General features: G+C 73.0%; 3 protein-coding genes and 1 pseudogene. 1 reads left to right on the top strand and 3 read right to left on the bottom strand.

Going from position 1 to position 2,738, the window contains the following annotated elements:
* Positions 1-43 precede the first annotated feature (43 nt).
* Positions 44-1,093, bottom strand: coding sequence for an NAD(P)-dependent oxidoreductase (locus J0670_RS35135; protein WP_243437970.1), 1,050 nt, complete (start codon positions 1,091-1,093; stop codon positions 44-46).
* Between the two features lie 58 nt (positions 1,094-1,151).
* Positions 1,152-1,922: a class I SAM-dependent methyltransferase gene (locus J0670_RS35130; RefSeq protein WP_207816578.1), complete on the bottom strand. Its 771-nt coding sequence runs from the start codon at positions 1,920-1,922 to the stop codon at positions 1,152-1,154.
* A gap of 173 nt (positions 1,923-2,095) precedes the next feature.
* Between J0670_RS35130 and J0670_RS35125 the strand changes: the two genes are divergently transcribed.
* Positions 2,096-2,473 (top strand): hypothetical protein, encoded by a 378-nt coding sequence (locus J0670_RS35125; RefSeq protein ID WP_207816577.1) that lies wholly within the window; start codon positions 2,096-2,098, stop codon positions 2,471-2,473.
* Between the two features lie 88 nt (positions 2,474-2,561).
* On the opposite strand, the pseudogene J0670_RS39680 reads toward J0670_RS35125, so the two are convergent.
* Positions 2,562-2,738, bottom strand: a pseudogene (locus tag J0670_RS39680) (universal stress protein); the annotation flags it as partial.

The following is a 2,738-nucleotide window of genomic DNA, read 5'->3' as shown; positions in this document are numbered from 1 at the left end:
AGCTGGATGCAGGCCGCAGCCATCGATCCGTCCGCGACGACCGTCAGGCGGTCACGACGGGGACGCCGTCGGGCCGGTCGGCGAGCAGCGCGGCGACGTGGTCAGCGCAGCGCAGAGCCGCCTCCGCCATGGCACTCCTGGTCATTCCGGCGACGTGCGGGGTGAGCAGGGCGTTGGGCAGGCCGAAGAGCGGTGAGGCGAAGGCGGCGTGTTCGTGGGCGAAGGTGTCGACGGCGGCGGCTGCCAGCGGGTGCGCCGGGTCACGCAGCGCGTCGGCCAGTGCCCGCTCGTCGACGATGCCGCCCCGGGAGGTGTTGAGGAGGATCGAGCCCGGCCGCATCAGTGCCAGTTCCGCCCGGCCGATCAGCCCTCGGGTATGCGGGGTGAGCGGAAGATGCAGGGACACCACGTCGCTGGTGGTGAAAAGGGCGGCGAGGGATTCGGCCCGGCGTACGGGTGTCGGTGTCGCGCGCCGTGAGTAGCCCTGAACGCTCATCCCTAGGAACCCTGCGCGCTCGGCCAGCGCCAGGCCGATCCGCCCCAACCCGGCGATGCCCAGGGTCAACTCCGACAGTCCGGCCGCAGGGGCGGCCGGTGTGCTCCAACGGCCCCGGTGCGCAGCCTCGTTGTGCGTCAGGAGGCTCCTGCTCACTGCGAGCAGTTGGGCCAGCGCGAATTCGGCGACGGCGTTCGCATTGGAGCCGGGCGTGTGGGTGACGGCGACACCATGACGGGCGGCGGCAGCCAGGTCGACGTGGTCGGTGCCGGCTCCGGCCCGGCCGATCACCCGGAGCCGATGGGCCAGCGCGCGGTCGGTGGCCGCCGCGAGGAGAGCGGCACGCATCGGGACACCCGCGCGGGACTTGAGCGCGTGATAGCCGAGGCCACCCCGGACGACCTCATCGATCAGCGCCGACTCGTCGAACAGATCGACATCGGTGAAGTCCACCTGCCCCGCCCACGCGGCGCGGACACTCGCCGGGTCGGTCACCCGTCGGAGGTTCAGTGTGACCGCCAAGCCGTGCCCGAGCAGACGCTCCAGCTCGCGACCGAGCAGTTCCTCGGGCGCAGCGTCCACCAGCAGGACCCGCATCCGCTCCACAGCGTCCCCCTTCCCCGCGTGAGGACCTTATGTGTCTCGGGGGCGAAGATCACGCCCGGGCGATCAGGACGGGCTGGAAGAAGCCGGAGTCGGCGGGCTGTATCCACTCGGCCTCGGCGAGGCCCGCCTCGCCGGCGAAGACGCTCAACTGGGCCTGGGTGAGCGCCCAGTAGGTGGAACGGCGGACCGATACCTGCCACTGGCCGGTGTCGTCCGGCAGCAGGCGGAAGAGCTCCAGGTCGTACCGCTCGCCGTCCTCGTGCCACTGCCAGAGCTGGAAGATGACGGACCGCCGGCCGTCCTGCTCGGTTGTCTGCGGCGGGGTGGAGGCCGGGTGGGTGCGGCGCAGTTCCTCGTACGGGCGGGTGGTGACCAGCAGCAGCCCGCCCGGGCGCAGGACCCGGCGCATCTCGCCGAGTGCGGCGCGGACGTCCTCGGTCGTGAGCAGGTGGGGCAGCGCGTTGTCGGCGCAGACCACGACGTCGAAGCGGCCGTCGGAGAAGGGGAGTTCGCGCATGTCGGCGGCCGCCGTGGGCAGCCGAAGCCCGCGCGCGGCGGCCTCGGCGGTGGCCCGGGCGGCGGAGGCCGAGCTCAGGTCGGTGCCGGTGACCCGGTGGCCGAGCGCGGCCAGGCCGATCGCCTGGGTGCCGATGCCGCAGGCGCAGTCCAGCACCTCGGCGGGGCCCTCGCCCAGGCGGGCCCGGATCAGCGCGTCCAGCGCGGCGCCCTGGCGGGCGAGCGAGGCGTTCCAGTCGGCGTAGAGCAGGTGGTAGCCGTCGGCGAAGTCGTCGTAGAAGCGGCCGAGCTCGGATCGGGTCATGGGGTTGTGGCCTCCGTGGGGGGTGGGGAGCGGCTCACGGTCTGTCAGCCCGTCATGGCGGCTATCCTCGCGCAGACGTACCGGTCCGAAGTACCGGATTTCCGAAGCCGGAGAGGGGGCGGAGCCATGGAACCGGCGCCGGACGAGGAGGGCGCGGAGGCACGGTGGCCGGAGTGATCGAGCTACCGGAAGGGTCCTGGTGGGACTGGGACGTGTACTCCTGGCGCCCGGGCGAGCTGCGCCTGGCCGCCGGGTACGACCTCGGCTACCACCACGGTCTGGAGCTGGTCTTCGCGGACCCGCTGTACGTCCGCTGCCCGGCGGCCTTCCAGGACCCGGTGTTCCGCGAGCCGACACCCGGGGAACGCCGGCTGGTCGAGCGGCAGTGCGGCGAGGAGCCGCGGGTGCTGCTCGCCTTCGAGGCGGATGGCGGCGGGCCGGAGCCGGTGAGCGGGCTGATCGCGGCCGGGAGCGTGGAGGTGCGGGTCGGGACTGTGCTGAGGTACTTGAAGGGTCCGGAATCCGCTGGCAGCGCGGCGCCGCCGCCATGATGGTGCCGGCATGCGCACCGTCGAGGAGCTGATCGCCGAGGCCGAGTCCGCGCCCGTGACATCCGCCGCTGGACGTCGGCCGGTCGTGCTACGGCCGGTGGTGCGGTGGGGGAGGAGGAAGGGTATCGGCACCCGGTGCCGGCTCCGGCCAGACCAGCAGGACGGGGCAGGGAGCATGGTCGACGACGAAGCGGGTGGCGGGGCCGAGGCTGTGGGGCCCGAGGCGGGTGCGATCGCCGTCACGGGCGAGGACGAGCAGTTCGGC

This window comes from Streptomyces sp. FH025 (assembly GCF_017427025.1).
Lineage (GTDB): Bacteria > Actinomycetota > Actinomycetes > Streptomycetales > Streptomycetaceae > Kitasatospora.
This window is presented reverse-complemented; position numbering and strand designations above follow the sequence as displayed.